We start from the raw sequence: 15089 nt of genomic DNA on the forward strand, positions 1-15089 counted from the left end.
GGCAGCCGGCGCCATGGCCGGTGCCGCCGCCAAGCCCAGCGGCGCCTCGCGCTGGCTCGGCCCGCTGGCCGGCATCGCCGCCGGCGGCCTGCTCGCCTCGATGTTCATGGGCGACGGCTTCGAGGGCTTCCAGTTCCTCGACTTCATCATCCTGGCGCTGCTCGCCTTCGTGCTGTTCCGCCTGTTCGCCCGCCGCAAGGCCCAGCAGGCCACCCCGGCCTACGCCGGCATGGGCCACGCCCAGGCCTACCAGGCCCCGCAGCAGCCGGCCTACAGCCCGGCGGCCAACCCGGTGTTCGGCGGCGTGGCCCAGCCGGCGCGCACCTTCAACGCCCCGGCCTGGTTCGACGAGCAGCGCTTCGTCGGCATCGCCCGCGAGCACTTCATGAGCCTGCAGCAGCACTGGGACGCCGCGGAGATGGACAAGATCGCCGAGTTCGTCACCCCGCAGATGCTCGAGTTCCTCAAGCAGGAGCGCGCCAGCCTGGGCGACGGCTTCCAGTCCACCTACGTCGACAACCTGCAGGTGCAGCTGGACGGCGTCGAGCAGCAGGGCGGCAAGACCATCGCCACCCTGACCTTCGCCGGCGTGTCGAAGAACTCGCGCTTCGACCAGGGCGAGGCGTTCAGCGAAAGCTGGCGCATGGAGCGCGCCGACGGCGACAACCAGCCGTGGCTGATCGCCGGCATCCGCCAGAACGGCTGATCCGCAGCGCAGTGACCACAGGACCCGGGCTTGCCCGGGTCTTGTCGTTTTCGGGGGGTGCGCTATAAAGCTCCCCCATTCCCCCATCGAGAGAACCGCCACCGTGGAAGAAACCATCGACCGTCTGCGCGAACTGAACGAGCCGGTACCGGTGCCCCTGGAGCTGCCGGACGAGGACCTGCTGGTGGAGATCCAGGAGCAGATCCTCATCCACCTGCCCTTCGAGCTGCGCGAGTACCTGCTCAAGGCCAGCGACGTGGTCTACGGCCAGCTGGAGCCGGTGACCGTCTGCGATCCGCAGTCGCACACCTACCTGCCCGAGGTCGCCGCGCGCGCCTGGGACGAGGGCCTGCCGCGCTACCTGGTGCCGCTGTGCGAGGACCGCGGGCGCTACTACGCGGTCGATCCCGAGGGCCAGGTGCTGCTGTGGGACGGCGAGCTCGACGAGGAGAACACCTGGGACTCGGTGTGGGAGTGGGTCGAGCAGGTCTGGCTGGAAGGCGCCTGAGCCCTTCAGCCCTCGCGGCTGAACACGTAGAACAGGTTGGGCTCGCTGACCAGATAGAGATTGCCGCGTCCGTCGAGGGCGACCCCCTCGGCCTGCGGCACGCTCTGCTCCAGGCCGGCGGAGGCGCGCCACAGCGAGCGGTAGCCGAACAGCTGGCCGTCCATGCCCAGCTCCATCATCAGCTGGCTGGCGTCGCTGAGCAGCAGCAGATGGCCGCTGCGCGCGTCGAACTCCACCGAGGACAGGTCGCTGACGAAGTTCTTGTGGCGGATCCAGGCATCGTGGTCGATCACCGCCAGGCTGAAGTCGCCGCGCAGGCTGGCCTTGAGGCCGCGGATCTCGTACAGCTTGCGTGGCGAATGCTCCTTGACCACGAACAGGCGATCGCCGGTGCGATCGTAGCCCAGCCCCTCGAGGCCGCTGTTGTGCCGCTCCGGGTTGCCGAGGTCGAGGGTCAGCGCCCGGTAGTCGGTGCGCTGCAGCGGAGCGGACCCGCTGGGCCGCGGCACGATGACGAGCTCCTGGCGGCGTTCGTCGGCCAGCAGCAACTGGTCGTCGCCGAGGTAGGCCACGGCCTCGACGTCCTGGAAGCCGTGCAGCGGATAGCGCTCCAGCACCTCGCCGGCGGTGCTCATGGCGAGCAGCTCCGGCGGGTTGTTGATCACCGCCCACAGCTGCTGACGGTCGTCGTCGTAGCTCAGCCCGGAAAGATTGCCGTCGACCCCGGCCACCGGCTGCGCCTCGACCCGTACCCGGTATTGCGGCAGGCCGGCCTCCGCCACCGGCGCTGGCGAGCCGGCGAATTTCAGCCAGAAGTACAGGTGCTCGTGCAGGTGCAGCCCCAGGACGGGGTATGCCAGCAGCACGGCCAGCAACAGCGGCAGCCAGGCCCTGCGGCGCCGGCCGGACAGCTGCCCGAGCAGGCGGTTGCCAATGGTGATCATCGCGAACTCTCTTGTTGTAGGGCCGGCCATGGAGCCTGCCCGGGATATGTTGCGGCCGTGCGTGCGCCCCGGGTCGGCGGCGCCGGACATGCCGGGCGACGGTGAGTACGAGCGGTCATCTTCCGCTCAGCAGCGGCTGGCGGGAGCGTCGCGAATGTTAGTTTCCGGAGTATTAAGCCAGCATTAGGCGTCGTTGATTTCGGGGCCGGTGCTGGCCCGGACGCGTCCGGAGGTGTCGCCACCCTGGCGGCCGCCGGGGAGCGTCAGGTGCTTGCCCGTGGCGGCGCCACCGGCATGCGCCGCGCCCATTGCGGCGGGCAGCTGGCAGTGGCGTGAGCGTGGTTTCCCTTTTGTTTGCGGCCCTGCTGTTCGTGTAGTCTTCGATCGCCGCGCCAGACCGGGCCCCCTCTGCCTGGCCCTCCGGCTTCCACGATGGCCCTGTTTCCGCCGGGCGCCGACGACCGCCGCGCCCCTGTCCGAGAGCATGAACCGATGAACGCCAGAACCGACACGTCCGCCGGGACGCCGTTTGCCATCGCTGTCCTGGGGCTGGTAGTGCTGCTGTGTTTCTGGGGGATCGGCGACATCCCCTTCCTCAGCGTCAACGAGGCGCGCCGCGCGGTATCCGCCCGCGAAATGTTCGAGAGCGGCCAGTGGCTGCTGCCATACATGAACGGCGAGCTGTATCTGACCAAGCCGCCGCTGTTCAACTGGCTCACCCTGCTGCCGACACAGCTGCTCGGCGCGGCGACGGAGTGGACGCTGCGCCTGCCCTCGGCGCTGTTCGCGCTGGCTTCCTGTGCGGTGGTCTACGGGCTGGGCCGGCACCTGGGGGGGCGGCAGGTCGGCCTGTACGCGGCGATGATCCTCGCGGCCAATACCGGCTTCAGCCTGTTCGCCCGCCGTGCCGAGATCGAGATGACCCTGACCGGGCTGAGCCTGCTGTCGTTGCTGGCAGCCTGGCCCTACCTGTTCGGCCAGGGCGGTCGGCGCTGGGTGCTGCTCAGCTTCGCCCTGACCGGGCTGTGCCTGCTGACCAAGGGGCCGGTCTGCCTGCTGTTCGTCGCCGCGCCGCTGCTGGCGTTCGCCTTCCTCCGCCAGCCGCGGGCGCGGGCCTATCTGTGCAGTGTCCCCGGCTGGCTGACCGCCCTGCTGATCGGCGGCTCCTGGTATCTGGCCGTCAGCCTGCAGCTGGGCTGGGACATCTGGTCCACGGTCCTCCAGCGGGACATCGTCAACAAGGTCGGCGGCTCGCAGGGCGGCGAGGCCTGGTATGCCTACCTGCTCTACCTGGCCGGCGATTTCGCCCCGTTCTGGCTGGTGCTGCTGGTGCGCCCGCGCCAGCTGTGGCAGCAGATCCGCGCGCGCGCCGAGCTGCAGCTGCTGGCCTGCTGCGTGCTGCTGCCGCTGCTGGTGTTCTCGCTGTTCACCGACAAGCACGCCAAATACCTGCTGCCGGCCTATCCGGCCGTGGCGCTGCTGCTGGCCTGGCACTGGACCCGCGTGCTCGACACCCTGCAGGGCTGGCGGCGCAAGCTGATGAGCTGGCTGCCGCCGGCGCTGCTGCTGGCCTTCGTCGTCTTCTTCGGCCTGTTCGAGGCGCGGGTGTTCGCCCACCGCCTGCAGGCGCTGCCGGAGATCGACAGGGCGCTGGCCGACTATCCCGACCAGCCGCTCTACAGCCTCGGCATCCCGGACATGCGCCTGGTGTACTACGCCGGCCGGCCGGTCGCGGCGCTGACGGTGGACGAGGTTGAGGCCCGGGTCGGCGAGGAGGGGCTGCTGTTCGCCCGCGAGCCGCTGCCGGAGCCGCTGGCCGGGCTGGCCAACTGCACCCAGGCGCGCTTCGCGCCCTACCTCAAGCGCAAGAAGTCCGCGCTGCTGATTCGCCTCGGGCCGACCTGCCGGGCCGCGCCGTAGGCCGCTTCCCGGCCGGAACAGGCTGACGGGGAGCCGGGGTGGACTCCGGCGTCGTGCCGAGGCGGGGTGGGCGGCGACGGCGGGCGCCGTCTGCGGGGGAAGCTGACGACGCGAGTGGTCGCAGCGGATCGGCGGGCGCCACAGCGTGGGCGCCACAAAGCACAAGGGGGAGCCATAGGCTCCCCCTTCAAGTCGGTCGTGCTTTGTTCTTCTTGTGCTTGCGGGCTTGTTGTTCTTGTCGGTCACCCGTCCGGACGTCATGGTCCGGCTGGAGTCCCAAGACGGGACTCAAGAACAAGCGGATTCCTTTGGACGCTGATGTTGCCGCCACCCTTGCGGGTCTGACCGGTGCTGGCCGCTGCCTCGGGGCAGTTTTATCGTTCTCGGGCCGGTCGGGGGAGAACCCTGTCGGGCAACTCCTCTCCAAAAGAATCAGTTTGTTGCGCCTCCACCCTGTTGTTCTTGTTGTGTTGGAGCCGTTACGTCTTGTTTTTATTCTGTTGGTTCCGCGTTCTTGTTTTTGTTGTGCCAATAACAATGCAGGTGGCGTGCCAGTTTTTGAAAATCCTTTAAAATCAAAGACTTGTGATTTAAAGAGGACGCCTGTAGCCCGCAAAGAAGCGGGCTACCGTTACCGTGCTCCCCAGCGGGACGTTACGCCGTGATGGCGAGGTAACACCGCCGCGGCCGGCCGCCGGGGCATCCCGCGCGGGCGAAGGCGCGCCGGCGCGCGGTTGGAGCACACTGATCACCACCCTGGCCGGAGGCTTCGACCGGGCGCTGATCTTCGGCTTCCCGCCGAGCAGCTGAGGCGGCCGGCCGTGGTCGGCTACCTGCTGGCAGGTTCGCGCCGCCCGTCGGCGGAGGCCATGCCGCCCACTGAGGTTCGCGGCGCCGGCATCCCGGCGGCGACCCTCGGCACCCCGGCGCCCTGCCGCCGGGGCGACGCGCCTCTGGCGGTCCCCGGGCGGATCGGGTAGCTTCGGGGAAAGCCGACCAGCGGTAGCGCCGCTGCCGGCAGCCCCGGCGGATGCGGGACAGTCCGGCCGCCTCCCTCCACCAGCCTGCAAGGATGCGCCATGAGCACGCGAGCCCCCGATCGTCCGCCCACCGCCGCCTGCGTGGCGAAGCCGCCGTCCGCCGGCCTGGCCGGCTACCTGGACGGCAGCCAGCCGCTGTGGAAGGCCTGGCTGCTCTACTGGCTCGGTTCGGCGCTGCTGCTCGGCCTGCTGCTGCTCGGCCTGCAGTCCGTGCTGGCCGAACTCATCCTGTTTCTCGAGCGCGTCTTCGGCGTGCGTCCGGCGACGACCATCCTGCTGCTGGGCGTGCCGCCCATCGCCGGCTTCCTGTTGTTCTCCCTGCTGGCGCTGTGGCGCTGCGCGGAGAACACCGGCTGGCCGGCCTGGACCCTGCTGACCCGCATCCTCGTCGGCCTGCACGTGCTGTGGTCGCTGGGCCAGCTGCTGGCCATCTTCTTCTAGACGTCGCGCCCGAAACGCGCCGGCACCAGGCGGCGCAGCTGCCGGCCGAGCACCGCACGGAAGCGCGCGCTGTGGATGCAGGCGCCGCCGGCCAGGCCGACCAGGCAGCCGAGCAGGGTGTCGTAGAAGCGCGCCTCGATCAGCGCGGCGACCGGCCCCTGGCCGAGGGTGGCGGCCTCGGCGAGCAGGATGGTCATCGGCGTGATGAAGATCACCGCGAAGCCGTAGTGGCGCACCACCGCCGTCTCCACCACGAAGGCCAGCAGCATCATCGTCAGGGTGATGCTCCAGGGCTCGAGCGGCAGCAGGAGCAGCCCCCAGGCGACCAGCAGGCCGATGGCGGTGCCGAGCAGGCGGTGCAGCTGCTTGTTCCAGACCGCCTGCAGCGAGGCGCCCTGGATCACCGCCAGGCAGCTGACCGGCACCCAGTAGGCCTTCTCCAGCTGCAGGAGCTGGGCGATGGCCAGCGACAGGCCGACGAACAGGCCGATCACCACCGAGTCGAACACCACGAAGTCGAAGGTCGGCACCGGCAGCGGCGGTGCCGGATCGGGCTCGCGCGAGCGCAGGATGTAGGCGCTGTAGAAGAAGGCGATCAGGCAGGCCAGCAGCGCCCCCAGGGCCACCAGGCCGACCATCAGCGGCACCTGCTGCCATTCCAGCGGAGTGTAGGCGCCGAGCGACGCGGCCATCACGAAGAACAGGCTGCCGGGCACGCCCAGACCGTAGAAGCGGCAGGCCATGCTCACCAGGATGGTGACGAACACCAGCGCCGGCATCTTCAGCAGCGGCACGAAGTGGCTCAGCAGCCCCAGCGCATAGCAGGCGATCAGTGCGAAGGCCGCGGCCATCACCGTCAGCATGCGGTGGTACAGCGGCGTGCGCGGCGTGTAGAGGAACACCATGCCGCCCAGCGCGGCCACCAGGCCGTAGTCCATGCGCCCGAGCAGCGTGCCGATCAGCAGCGGCAGGCCGCTGGCCAGCGCCGCGGCGAAAGGCTTCTGCCAGGGCCGGTCGCTGGGGTTGATGGTCACCAGCTGGCGCCACTGCGCCAGCAACAGTCGTTTCAGCTGCGCCCGCTTGCCCTGCATCGCCCGCTCCTTTCCTCATGGGCAGTGCGGCCGGCCTCGCTCCGGCCGGCGCCCGCATCCGGTTTTTTCCTGCTTATCGCGGCAATCGCGGTGGCGGTGCAAGTGCTATTTGCTGCGGCATGCCCGCGGGGCGTCACCCAGGGCGCATGGCGCCGGGATGGAAGCCGAAGGCTCGACCGTGGCCGCCTTCCGGCAGGCGCTCGTCGGCTCGCGGCGTGGCTGGGGAACGCGGCCGGTGGCGGATGGTCTGCGCTCGGTCCGTCCACCCTGTCCTGGGAAAACTCCCCATGCTCCGCCCTGCCCGTCTGCTGTCCTCCTGCCTCGCCGCCCTGCTGCTGCTCGCCTCTACCGACGCCTCCGCCGCCACCGGTTCGCACCTCGACCGCGGCGAGGTGCGCGACCTGCTGCGCGTGCACAACCGCGCCCGCGCCGAGGTCGGCGTGCCGCCGCTGCAATGGTCGCCACGGATCGCCGCCAGCGCCCAGCGCTGGGCCGACCGCCTCGCCGACACCAGCTGCCGCATGCAGCACAGCCGCGGCTCCGGCTACGGCGAGAACCTCTACCGCGCCACCGCCGGCTACTACGAGGTCAAGGACGCTGCCCTGGCCTGGGCAAGGGAGCGCCGCCTGTACCGCGGCGGCCCGCTGCGCCGGCACAACTGGGCGCCCAGCGGCCACTACACGCAGATGGTCTGGAGCGACAGCCGCCAGCTCGGCTGCGGCGTCAGCGAGTGCGACGACAAGATGATCGTGGTCTGCCACTACGACCCGAAGGGCAACTACCTGGGGCAGGCGCCGTACTGAGGCGATCACCGGTGCGACCGGTGGCTGCCAGGCTGCGGCGTGGCTGCCTGCCCTGTGCACGCCCCGCGTCCGGCCGCGGGAGCGCGGGCACGCTCCGCGGCTGGGCCAGGCCGGAGTACTAGACTGAGCGCATCGAATGGCCACTTCGTCCAGAGGCGGGAATGTCCGGTGCTGCTCCGATTGCCGTTGTGCTCATGCTGCTCGCCGGCTGCGCCGCTCAATCCGTGCCCGTGCCGCGGCCGCAGAGCACGCAAAGCGCCACGGTGGGCATGGCGCTGAAGGTTCGCATCTCCGCTCTGGCCACCTACAGGGCAGACGGCGCGTATTTCGTCAGGAGCTGCGCGACGGGCGCCGGCGAGGCATGCGAGGAGCGGCTGACCGGTTCGAACTACGGCAAGGATGGCCGCCTCTACCTGCTGAACGCCGAGCCCGGCGAATACCGGGCGGTTGCCGCGGTCTTTCGCTCGGGCATGCCGGGCGATCGAAGCCTGTATTTCGTCTACTTTCCCCGTGCCATGGCCGACGCCTCGAAAGTGCAGGTTCGGCCCGGACAGTTCGTCCATGCCGGAAGCTTTCTGCTGTCGGCCTTTCCCGGACTGTGCCCCGGCAAGGCCGAGCCGGCCCAGCTGAAGTATGCGGAAATGATCGAGCCGGGCACCCCGAAGTGCGGGTTCTTCAAGACCCTGCTGCACAAGCTGGCGACCGACGACCACCTGTTCATCGGTGGCACGGCATATCCGGTCGGTATCCAGACCTTTCACTATCGCGGTGACGTGTTCGAAAGGCGGGCAGAGCCGGCCGCTGCGCGCGAGTTCAGGAAAGCCGCCAGAAGCGACCTGGCAGGCGGCGGGTGGCTTGTCGGCGACTGAGCCCGGGCCGGAGCGGGGCGGCAGGCCCCGGACGGGGGGCTCACTCCCCGTGCAACGTCACCACCAGCGTCCGCGCCCCGCCGTGCTCGCGGTGCTCGCCCAGGTAGATGCCCTGCCAGGTGCCCAGCGCCGGCCGGCCGTCGGTTATCGGCAGGCTCAGGCTGTTGCCCAGCAGGCTGCTCTTGATGTGCGCCGGCAGGTCGTCGCTGCCCTCGAGGGTGTGCCGGTAGTACGGCTCGTCCTCGCGCACCGCGCGGTCGAACCAGGCGGCGAAGTCGCTGCGCACAGTGGGGTCGGCGTTCTCGTTGAGGGTCAGCGAGGCGGAGGTGTGCTGGATGAACACATGCATCAGGCCGACGCGCATCTCGCGGATCGCCGGGCAGTGGGCGAGGATCTCGTCCGTCACCAGATGAAAGCCGCGACGGCGGGGTTTGAGCTGGAAGCGGTATTGGTGCCACATGGTCCGGTGTTCTGCAGTCTGGAAATCAGGCGCGCAGCGGATGCGCCGCCAGGTCGAACTCGGTAATCACGGGTTTCACTCAGCCATGCGCCGGTGCGGCATGCAGCCTGAGCCCCAGCGCCTTGACCACCTTGAGGATGGTGCCGAACTCCGGGTTGCCCTCGCCGGACAGTGCCCGGTACAGGCTCTCGCGAGACACCCCGGCATCCCTCGCCACCTGGGTCATGCCGCGGGCGCGGGCGATGGTGCCCAGAGCCTTGGCGATGAAGGCAGGATCGTCGCCAGCTTCTTCCATGCAGGCGTCCAGATAGTTGGCCATGTCCTCTTCGGTCTTGAGGTACTCGGCGGAGTCCCAGCGTGAGAATTGCTCGGTCATGGGTTTTGCTCCTTCCAGGCCCTGGCGATCAGTCGGGCCTGCTTGATGTCGCAGTTCTGGCTGCTTTTGTCGCCACCACAGAGCAGGATCACCAACTGGCGCCCCTGCTGCATGAAGTACACCCGGTAGCCCGGACCGTAGTCGATGCGCGCTTCGCTCAGACCATCGCCAATCGGTTTGGCGTCGCCGAAATTGCCGTCGGCCATCCGGTCGATGCGTATCTGGATGCGCACTCTCGCCCGGCCATCCGCCAGTGCGGACAGCCATGCAGAAAAGGTCGCACTACGGATGATCTCAGTCATGCGTCGAGTGTAGCCTTTGGGCTACGTCACGACAATGGAAAAACTCGCCGGCCCCTACGAGCCGAAGCGGGATTATCTGGGGCAGGCGCCGTACTGAGGTGATGCGCCGCCTTGATGAGTCCCTGATAAGGACCTATCGTTCCCAAATTGGGACTCTTCGAGATCGACATGCCGAATATTCCACTGAGCGATGCGCTTTTCACTGCGACCCAGCGCAAGGTGCTGGGGCTGCTGTACGGCAACCCGCAGCAGAGCTTCTACGCCAATGAGATCGCCCGCCATGCGCAGGTCGGCAAGGGCAGCCTGATGCGCGAGCTGGAGCGGCTGCAGCGGGCGGGCATCCTGACCATGACCCGCCATGGCAACCAGACCCACTACCAGGCCAATCCGGATTGCCCGATCCATGCCGAACTGCTGGGCATCGTGCGCAAGACCTTCGGCATCGCCGAGCCGCTGCGCGCCGCCCTGGCGCCGCTGGCCGGGCAACTGGCGTGGGCTTTCGTCTACGGCTCGGTGGCCAAGGGCAGCGAACATGCCGGCAGCGATATCGACCTGATGCTGATCGGCGACGGCCTGAGCTATGCCGAGCTGATGGAGCGCCTGCTGCCGGTCGAGGAGCAACTGGGGCGCACCATCAACCCGACGTTGTACACTCCGGACGAATGGCAAGCCAGGAGGGCCGCCGGCAACAGCTTCGTGCTGCGCGTGGCGGAGCAGGACAAGATCGAGCTGATCGGCCACGATCCGGAGGGAACCGAACATGGGCAGTAACGACAACCTGGAAAATCTGGTCCGCAATGGCGGCCTCAAGGCCGAGCCGCCGGACCGCAAGGAATGCGAGGGGCTGTTACGCTCGGCCATCGACCGCCTGCAGGGCGCCCACAACCCCGCGCTGTCCTTCGCCAGTCGCTTCGACCTCGCCTACAACGCCGCCCATGCGCTGGCCCTGACCGCCCTGCGCCTGCAGGGCTATCGCTCGGACCGTCGTTATCTGGTGTTCCAGTGCCTGGCGCATACCCTCGGGGTGGGCAAGGTACAGTGCGCCTGTTCGCGCTGTGCCATGAGCGGCGTAATCTGGCGGAGTACGAGGGGTATATGGAGGTGGATGAGGCGTTGCTGGCTGAGCTGATTGCGGCAACAGATGCCCTGCTGCTGCCGGTGCGGAAGGCCATGGCGGGTGCTTGGCCTTTATAAATAAAACATCGCCCTTTGTCTCAAACCATTTTTCAAGGAGAAAACTATCAATGCAGCCGAATTTCTGGAAGCTCTCCCAGGGTACGCAGCACTTTTCGTATGCGGAAATAATTGAGTCAATCGCCCATGGCTTGGTCTATGTGCACAAGGACACAGGCGCTAAGGGCACGTCGGCTTCCTCGCAGGCAGATGACTTTATCAGTGCGCCGGTGGGCGACTACTTTTATCTGACCCATGGAAACCAGGGTATGTATTTGATCGGCCAATTCTCCGGGCCGGCCAATCTATTCTCAAAGTATGGTGACGGCTGGCTGGAGCGGCCATACAAGTTTGTCTTCCCTGCCATAACCGGACAAAGCTACACAGGGCAGCACAAGTGGTGGGCGCCATCGGATAACTCGACATTCACCCGAGTACATTCTGGTGATGTAAGGCTATTCGAGCGCGAAATTCTCGAACCACACTTTGGGGTGAGCTTGGCTAAATTCGGGATTGCAGGTTGAATCCGGTTCCTTTGAGTGCTTTCCCGATGGCACCCACGCTCCGGCGTGGGTGCCTGCACCTTGGACGCTCCGCGTCCAGCCGCAAGAGCGGCTTGGCGTGCGTGTCCACGCGGGAGCGTGGGCACGATCAGATTCGCGCAGCTATGGTCCGCCTCTGCCGAGGACGATCGGTGGGCAAGGCTGCGCCGTTTCATCCCTACTTGCTGCGCAGGCGCTACTGCGCGTAGCGGTCCAGTATCCCGTTTTTGCGATTGTTTCTTGTGGCTTATCCCCGATTTTTTGATATCTTAGCTGTCCCGATCAATCTCTTATTTGTACTGGGAACTTTGATATGCCTATGGACGCCAATTTGATCTACCCAGTCGCATCCGGACTGCTTGGGTTTTTGGTTGCATATCTGATTTTTCATAGAAATTTTCAGGTAAAAAGCAATCAGGTAGTCGCGCAAGAGTCTGCGGTCAGAGAGTTAGAGAAGAAAATTCACTTGGTAGAGGCTGAGCATCTTAAAGCTAGAAATGAGCTGGAGATGAATCATCATGAAAAGGAGAAGTCTCTAAGGGAGAAGCTCAACAAAGAAGCTTACGAACTTGGTGTTGCCTCATGCAAGAAGGATCACCAGGTTGAAGTGTCAAATCTAAGATCAGAGTATCGTGAGCTATTAACCAATCAGATCAAAGAAGCAGAGGATCGTACGCGAACCTTGGCAAAACTAGAGTTTGAGGCTCAGGCGAAAGCATTCAGTGTGTCAATTCGGCCTTATGTAAAAATTGAGAAAGATGCAGGGATCATATTTGATGATCACAAAAGCTATACAGGCTATCAATACCAGCTTCTTGTGAATGGGATTCCTGCTTTTCAGCCACATATTGTAATAGAAAAAACGGAAGAAATAAAGCAGGCTGATAAAGAAACAATATTTCAGCTAGTTAAAATGGCTGAGTCTTCGGCTCGTAGCGCAATTAGCACTTATCTCTCCGGCGCAACGGGGCAGATGTTTACCGTTGGGGCGGAAATAATAGAGCGTACTAAGGCATAGTGGCATATTTTCTGAGTGCGGCGTGGGATGCGGAGTGCGAAATATGGTTAGGCCATAATTATCAAAAGCCGCTGTCCAAATCGGAGCAGCGGCTTTTTTCACTACAATCGCAGGTAGTGCAGACGCTTACTTCCGCGCCCCCCTCACCCCCTCCGCCAACTCCCGACACAACCCCAGCACCCCACTGACCGCCTCGGCCGGCGAAGCCGCCTTGGCAATCCGATCGATCAACGCCGACCCCACCACCGCGCCATCGGCGCGTCTGGCCACTTCGGCGGCGTGTTCGGGGGTGCGGATGCCGAAGCCGATGCACAGCGGCAGGTCGGTGTGGCGGCGCAGGCGGGCCACCGCCTCTTCCACCTGGTCCATGGTCGCCGCGCCGGCGCCGGTGACGCCGGCCACCGAGACGTAGTAGACGAAGCCGGAGCTGCCGTTGAGCACGGTGGGCAGGCGGGCGTCGTCGGTGGTCGGGGTGGTCAGGCGGATGAAGTCGATGCCGGCGGCCTGGGCCGGGTCGCACAGTTCGTCGTTGTGCTCCGGCGGCAGGTCGACCACGATCAGGCCGTCGACGCCGGCTTCCTTGGCGTCGGCAACGAAGCGCTCCACGCCGTAGCAGAAGATCGGGTTGTAGTAGCCCATCAGCACCAGCGGGGTGTCCTGGTTGCCCGCGCGGAACTCGCGGACCATCTGCAGGGTTTTGACCATGTTCTGGCCGTTGCCGAGGGCGCGGATGTTGGCCAGCTGGATCGCCGGGCCGTCGGCCATCGGGTCGGTGAACGGCATGCCCAGCTCGATCACGTCGGCGCCGGCTTCCGGCAGGCCCTTGAGGATTTCCAGCGAGGTGGCGTAGTCCGGGTCGCCAGCGGTGACGAAGGTGACCAGGGCGGCACGGTTCTCTTGCTTCAGGGCGGCGAAGCGGCTCTGCAGGCGGCTCATGCGCGGGGCTCCTCGAGGTTCAGATAATGCATCACGGTCTGCATGTCCTTGTCGCCGCGGCCGGACAGGTTGACCACCATCAGGTGGTCCTTCGGCAGGCTCGGCGCGCGCTTGAAGGCTTCGGCCAGGGCGTGGGACGACTCCAGCGCCGGGATGATGCCTTCCAGGCGGCAGCACTGCTGGAACGCCTGCATGGCTTCGTCGTCGGTGATCGGCACGTACTCGACGCGGCCGACCTTGTGCAGCCAGGCGTGCTCGGGGCCGACGCCGGGGTAGTCGAGGCCGGCGGAGATCGAGTGGGCGTCGGTGATCTGGCCGTCGGCGTCCTGCAGCAGGTAGGTGCGGTTGCCGTGCAGTACGCCCGGCGCGCCGCCGGCCATGCTGGCGGCGTGCTTGCCGGTATCTATGCCGTGGCCGGCCGCCTCGACGCCGACGATCTGCACGCTCGGCTCGTCGAGGAATTCGTGGAACAGGCCGATGGCGTTGGAGCCGCCGCCGATGCAGGCGACCAGCGAGTCCGGCAGGCGGCCTTCCTGGGCGAGCATCTGCGCGCGGGTCTCGCGGCCGATCACCGACTGGAAGTCGCGGACCATGGCCGGGTAGGGGTGCGGGCCGGCGGCGGTGCCGATCAGGTAGAAGGTGTCGTGGACGTTGGTCACCCAGTCGCGCAGCGCCTCGTTCATGGCGTCCTTGAGGGTGCCGGTGCCGGCGGTGACCGGGATGACCTTGGCGCCGAGCAGCTTCATGCGGAAGACGTTGGCCTGCTGGCGGTCGATGTCGGTGGTGCCCATGTACACCACGCATTCCAGGCCGAAGCGCGCGGCCACGGTGGCGCTGGCCACGCCGTGCATGCCGGCGCCGGTCTCGGCGATGATGCGCTTCTTGCCCATGCGCCGGGCCAGCAGGATCTGGCCGATGCAGTTGTTGATCTTGTGCGCGCCGGTGTGGTTCAGCTCCTCGCGCTTGAGGAAGATCTTGGCGCCGCCGCAGTGCTCGGTGAGGCGTTCGGCGTAGTACAGCGGGCTGGGGCGGCCGATGTAGTCGCGCTGGAAGTAGGCGAGTTCTTCGAGGAACGCCGGATCCTGCTTGGCGGCCTCGTACTCGGCGGCCAGGTCGTTGATCAGCGGCATCAGGGTTTCGGCGACGAACTGGCCGCCGAACGGGCCGAACAGGCCGCGCTCGTCGGGGCCGTGGGAATAGGTCTGGGTCATGTGTGGCTCCAGTGGCGAAGAGGGCGACAGGGGCGGGCAGGGCGCGCGCCTGTGGCGAGTGGCTACAAGGTAGCCAATGGCGGGCGGCGGGAAAAGCGATAAGATCGCCCCGACCTGTCAGGAAAACTCACCGATGAGCCAGCTCCGCGACCTTCCTCCGCTGAACGCCCTGCGTGCCTTCGAGGCCACCGCCCGGCTGGGCAGCGTCAGCCGCGCCGCTGAAGAGCTGCACGTCACCCACGGCGCGGTCAGCCGCCAGCTGCGCGCGCTGGAGGAACACCTCGGCGTGGCCCTGCTGGCCAAGGACGGACGCGGCGTGAAACTCACCGATGCCGGCCAGCGCCTGAGCGCGGTGGCGGCGGCGGCCTTCGACGACCTGCGCAGCGTGTGCGCGGAACTGCGCGAGGGCCGCGAGCAGGCGCCGTTCGTGCTCGGCTGTCCGGGCAGCCTGCTGGCGCGCTGGTTCATCCCGCGCCTCGACCGCCTGCAGCGCGACCTGCCGCAGCTGCGCCTGCAGCTGTCGGCCAGCGAGGGCGAGCTGGACCCGCGCCGGCCGGGGCTGGACGCCACCCTGTGGTTCGCCGCACCGCCCTGGCCGGCGGACATGCAGGTGTTCGAGCTGGCCGAGGAGCGCATCGGCCCGGTGCTGTCCGCCCGCCACGCGCGCTACGGCGCGCTGCGCGCAGCGCCGGCTGGCGCGCTGCTCGGCGAGCCGCTGCTGCACACCGCCTCGCGGCCGCAGGCCTGGC

The 15089-nt window shown here is 66.9% G+C and carries 17 protein-coding genes and 1 pseudogene; 11 read left to right on the forward strand and 7 right to left on the reverse strand.

All coding sequences use genetic code 11. The features are described from left to right. On the forward strand, nucleotides 1-706 hold a 706-nt coding region (locus tag E5198_RS17295), incomplete at its 5' end, for a Tim44 domain-containing protein (protein WP_136491200.1). Nucleotides 707-809: 103 nt separating this feature from the next. After that, nucleotides 810-1214 carry an SMI1/KNR4 family protein gene (locus E5198_RS17300; RefSeq protein WP_136491201.1) on the forward strand — a complete coding sequence of 135 codons (405 nt, stop codon included), beginning with the start codon at nucleotides 810-812 and terminating at the stop codon, nucleotides 1212-1214. A gap of 5 nt (nucleotides 1215-1219) precedes the next feature. Here the strand turns inward: E5198_RS17300 and E5198_RS17305 are convergent, their stop codons facing one another. After that, a complete protein-coding gene (locus E5198_RS17305) occupies nucleotides 1220-2158 on the reverse strand; it encodes an SdiA-regulated domain-containing protein (protein ID WP_136491202.1) in 939 nt (312 codons plus the stop codon). Between the two features lie 492 nt (nucleotides 2159-2650). On the opposite strand from E5198_RS17305, the gene E5198_RS17310 reads away from it, so the two are divergent. Together E5198_RS17310 and E5198_RS17315 are read left to right on the forward strand one after the other, a co-directional pair. Next, a complete protein-coding gene (locus E5198_RS17310; protein ID WP_136491203.1) occupies nucleotides 2651-4078 on the forward strand; it encodes a glycosyltransferase family 39 protein in 1428 nt (475 codons plus the stop codon). Between the two features lie 1079 nt (nucleotides 4079-5157). Beyond that, nucleotides 5158-5559 (forward strand): hypothetical protein, encoded by a 402-nt coding sequence (locus E5198_RS17315; protein WP_136491204.1) that lies wholly within the window; start codon nucleotides 5158-5160, stop codon nucleotides 5557-5559. On the opposite strand, the gene E5198_RS17320 is transcribed toward E5198_RS17315, so the two are convergent. After that, nucleotides 5556-6650: an FUSC family protein gene (locus E5198_RS17320; RefSeq protein ID WP_136491205.1), complete on the reverse strand. Its 1095-nt coding sequence runs from the start codon at nucleotides 6648-6650 to the stop codon at nucleotides 5556-5558. The two genes, E5198_RS17315 and E5198_RS17320, sit on opposite strands and share 4 nt — an antisense overlap. A 287-nt stretch (nucleotides 6651-6937) precedes the next feature. Between E5198_RS17320 and E5198_RS17325 the strand changes: the two genes are divergently transcribed. Continuing rightward, the gene (locus tag E5198_RS17325) at nucleotides 6938-7453 is read left to right on the forward strand and encodes a CAP domain-containing protein (protein ID WP_168772549.1); all 516 of its coding nucleotides are present in this window, start codon (nucleotides 6938-6940) and stop codon (nucleotides 7451-7453) included. Nucleotides 7454-7614: 161 nt separating this feature from the next. Continuing rightward, nucleotides 7615-8322: a hypothetical protein gene (locus E5198_RS17330; protein WP_136491207.1), complete on the forward strand. Its 708-nt coding sequence runs from the start codon at nucleotides 7615-7617 to the stop codon at nucleotides 8320-8322. 40 nt (nucleotides 8323-8362) lie between these two features. Here the strand turns inward: E5198_RS17330 and E5198_RS17335 are convergent, their stop codons facing one another. From E5198_RS17335 to E5198_RS17345, 3 genes are all read right to left on the reverse strand, one after another. After that, nucleotides 8363-8782: a secondary thiamine-phosphate synthase enzyme YjbQ gene (locus tag E5198_RS17335; RefSeq protein ID WP_136491208.1), complete on the reverse strand. Its 420-nt coding sequence runs from the start codon at nucleotides 8780-8782 to the stop codon at nucleotides 8363-8365. A 79-nt stretch (nucleotides 8783-8861) separates the two neighbouring features. Continuing rightward, nucleotides 8862-9158, reverse strand: a complete 297-nt coding sequence (locus E5198_RS17340) for an addiction module antidote protein (RefSeq protein ID WP_136491209.1) — start codon at nucleotides 9156-9158, stop codon at nucleotides 8862-8864. Next, nucleotides 9155-9460: a type II toxin-antitoxin system RelE/ParE family toxin gene (locus E5198_RS17345; RefSeq protein ID WP_136491210.1), complete on the reverse strand. Its 306-nt coding sequence runs from the start codon at nucleotides 9458-9460 to the stop codon at nucleotides 9155-9157. Before E5198_RS17345 ends, E5198_RS17340 begins: the two co-directional genes overlap by 4 nt. A gap of 168 nt (nucleotides 9461-9628) precedes the next feature. On the opposite strand from E5198_RS17345, the gene E5198_RS17350 reads away from it, so the two are divergent. From E5198_RS17350 to E5198_RS17365, 4 genes and pseudogenes are all read left to right on the forward strand, one after another. Next, a complete protein-coding gene (locus E5198_RS17350; RefSeq protein ID WP_136491211.1) occupies nucleotides 9629-10231 on the forward strand; it encodes a nucleotidyltransferase domain-containing protein in 603 nt (200 codons plus the stop codon). Continuing rightward, a pseudogene (locus E5198_RS17355) lies at nucleotides 10221-10654 on the forward strand (hypothetical protein). The gene E5198_RS17350 and the pseudogene E5198_RS17355 overlap by 11 nt, the downstream one beginning before the upstream one ends. A 50-nt stretch (nucleotides 10655-10704) precedes the next feature. Beyond that, nucleotides 10705-11157: a hypothetical protein gene (locus tag E5198_RS17360; RefSeq protein ID WP_136491212.1), complete on the forward strand. Its 453-nt coding sequence runs from the start codon at nucleotides 10705-10707 to the stop codon at nucleotides 11155-11157. Nucleotides 11158-11488: 331 nt separating this feature from the next. Further along, on the forward strand, nucleotides 11489-12193 hold the full coding sequence (locus tag E5198_RS17365; RefSeq protein WP_136491213.1) for a hypothetical protein: 705 nt from the start codon (nucleotides 11489-11491) through the stop codon (nucleotides 12191-12193). Nucleotides 12194-12319: 126 nt separating this feature from the next. On the opposite strand, the gene trpA is transcribed toward E5198_RS17365, so the two are convergent. After that, nucleotides 12320-13129: a tryptophan synthase subunit alpha gene (trpA, locus tag E5198_RS17370; protein ID WP_136491214.1), complete on the reverse strand. Its 810-nt coding sequence runs from the start codon at nucleotides 13127-13129 to the stop codon at nucleotides 12320-12322. After that, complete coding sequence (gene trpB, locus E5198_RS17375) at nucleotides 13126-14340, reverse strand: tryptophan synthase subunit beta (RefSeq protein WP_136491215.1); 1215 nt, start codon at nucleotides 14338-14340, stop codon at nucleotides 13126-13128. Before trpB ends, trpA begins: the two co-directional genes overlap by 4 nt. 133 nt (nucleotides 14341-14473) lie before the next feature. On the opposite strand from trpB, the gene E5198_RS17380 reads away from it, so the two are divergent. After that, the coding region (locus E5198_RS17380) for a LysR family transcriptional regulator (protein ID WP_256659180.1) at nucleotides 14474-15089 on the forward strand (616 nt) is incomplete at its 3' end.

It is taken from the genome of Pseudomonas sp. A-1 (genome assembly GCF_004801855.1).
Taxonomy (GTDB): domain Bacteria; phylum Pseudomonadota; class Gammaproteobacteria; order Pseudomonadales; family Pseudomonadaceae; genus Geopseudomonas.

Excerpts from the sequence above, each read along its gene's own strand:
- E5198_RS17340 (WP_136491209.1), bottom strand. The coding sequence starts at position 9,158 with ATGACCGAGCAATTCTCACGCTGGGACTCCGCCGAGTACCTCAAGACC.
- E5198_RS17320 (WP_136491205.1), bottom strand. The coding sequence starts at position 6,650 with ATGCAGGGCAAGCGGGCGCAGCTGAAACGACTGTTGCTGGCGCAGTGG.
- E5198_RS17365 (WP_136491213.1), top strand. The coding sequence starts at position 11,489 with ATGCCTATGGACGCCAATTTGATCTACCCAGTCGCATCCGGACTGCTT.
- E5198_RS17315 (WP_136491204.1), top strand. The coding sequence starts at position 5,158 with ATGAGCACGCGAGCCCCCGATCGTCCGCCCACCGCCGCCTGCGTGGCG.
- E5198_RS17335 (WP_136491208.1), bottom strand. The coding sequence starts at position 8,782 with ATGTGGCACCAATACCGCTTCCAGCTCAAACCCCGCCGTCGCGGCTTT.
- E5198_RS17325 (WP_168772549.1), top strand. The coding sequence starts at position 6,938 with ATGCTCCGCCCTGCCCGTCTGCTGTCCTCCTGCCTCGCCGCCCTGCTG.
- E5198_RS17305 (WP_136491202.1), bottom strand. The coding sequence starts at position 2,158 with ATGATCACCATTGGCAACCGCCTGCTCGGGCAGCTGTCCGGCCGGCGC.
- E5198_RS17350 (WP_136491211.1), top strand. The coding sequence starts at position 9,629 with ATGCCGAATATTCCACTGAGCGATGCGCTTTTCACTGCGACCCAGCGC.
- E5198_RS17345 (WP_136491210.1), bottom strand. The coding sequence starts at position 9,460 with ATGACTGAGATCATCCGTAGTGCGACCTTTTCTGCATGGCTGTCCGCA.
- E5198_RS17330 (WP_136491207.1), top strand. The coding sequence starts at position 7,615 with ATGTCCGGTGCTGCTCCGATTGCCGTTGTGCTCATGCTGCTCGCCGGC.
- trpA (WP_136491214.1), bottom strand. The coding sequence starts at position 13,129 with ATGAGCCGCCTGCAGAGCCGCTTCGCCGCCCTGAAGCAAGAGAACCGT.
- E5198_RS17360 (WP_136491212.1), top strand. The coding sequence starts at position 10,705 with ATGCAGCCGAATTTCTGGAAGCTCTCCCAGGGTACGCAGCACTTTTCG.
- E5198_RS17310 (WP_136491203.1), top strand. The coding sequence starts at position 2,651 with ATGAACGCCAGAACCGACACGTCCGCCGGGACGCCGTTTGCCATCGCT.
- trpB (WP_136491215.1), bottom strand. The coding sequence starts at position 14,340 with ATGACCCAGACCTATTCCCACGGCCCCGACGAGCGCGGCCTGTTCGGC.